Here is a 1451-nt window from a genome sequence, read left to right as displayed (position 1 = left end):
TGCGGAATCGAGGACGCCTTCGGGAACCTCGCTTCCGTCGCCTACGACGCGCATTCATGGCTCGTGGAATCCGTCACGGACGCCGTGGGGAACACCGTCTACGCTGACAACGATTACCATTACATGTCGCCGCGGACGGTGACGGACGCGAACGGGAACCGGACCGCGGTGGACTGGACACCCCTAGGTCTCGTCTCGAAGGTCGCCCTGATGGGCAAGGCGGGGCGGGCCGAGGGCGACACGCTCGACAGCCCCACCGAGGAGTTCATCTACGATTTCGACTGCTTCGAAACATCGTCTACGCCAATCCATGTGCGCACCCGCCGCCGCGAGGTGCACGGCCAGGCCTCGTGCAGGTGGCTGGAGTCCGTCGAGTATTCGGACGGTGCGGGCCGCGTCGTGCTGGCCAAGGCCGTCGCGGAACCCGGCAAGTACAGGGCCGTGGAAGACGGCACCGTCATCGAGAAGGACAGCGGGACTGATGTACGTTGGGTCGGTTCCGGCCGCACGGTCTACAACAACGCGGGAAATCCCGTCAAGCAGTACGAGCCGTATTTTAGCGGGACGGATGCCTACGAGAGTGAACCCGCCATCGTCGAGACCGGGGTCACGCCCGTGCTGCACTACGACCCACTTGATAGGCTCGTGCGCACGGACATGCCGGACGGGACGTTCAGCAGGGTGGAATTCGCCACGTGGGAACAGAAGAGTTTTGATCAAAATGACACCGTGCTGGAAAGTTCATGGTACGCGGACAGGGGCTCGCCGGACCCGGCGGGGAACGAGCCTGCAAATCCTGAAAAGCGGGCCGCATGGCTCTCCGCAAAGCATGCGGACACTCCGTCCGTGGAGTATCTGGACGCGCAGGGACGCACGTTCTACAGCGTCGCGGACAACGGGACGCTGGGCAGGTACGCCACGCACACTGTGTTCGACGTTTTGGGCAATCCCCTTTCCGTGACGGACGCCCGCGGCAACGTGGTGATGGCCTACGCCTACAACTCCCTCTCCGTGGCCTGCCGGACGGATAGCATGGACTCCGGTGAACGGATGACATTACTTGCTGTCGACGGCCAGCCCGCGCTGGGCTTTGACGCGAGGAACCACCGTCTCCGCAGCGTTTACGACGCCTTGAGACGACCGACAGAACAGTGGCTGAGCGAGAATGGCGGCACCGAGAAGCTCGTCGGCAGGACCGTCTATGGCGAATCTGCGCCGACCCCCGAAGCCGGTAATTTGCGCGGCATGATGTGGAAATCCTACGACCAGAGCGGGCTTGTCGAAAATGCAGCCTACGACTTCAAGGGCAACCTGCTGGAGAGCGCAAGGCGTTTCGCGAGGACCTACGACGCGACCATAGACTGGAACGTCGCCGACCCGGACTCGCTGCTGGAGTCGGAAACGTTCACGACGGTCTCGGCCTACGACGCGCTGAACCGTGCTATAAGCAT

General features: G+C 62.9%; 1 pseudogene. It reads left to right on the top strand.

What is annotated here, in order from left to right:
- A pseudogene (locus BGX12_RS15190) lies at nucleotides 1-1451 on the top strand (hypothetical protein); the annotation flags it as partial.

Source organism: Fibrobacter sp. UWR4, assembly GCF_003149045.1.
Lineage (GTDB): Bacteria > Fibrobacterota > Fibrobacteria > Fibrobacterales > Fibrobacteraceae > Fibrobacter.
This window is presented reverse-complemented; position numbering and strand designations above follow the sequence as displayed.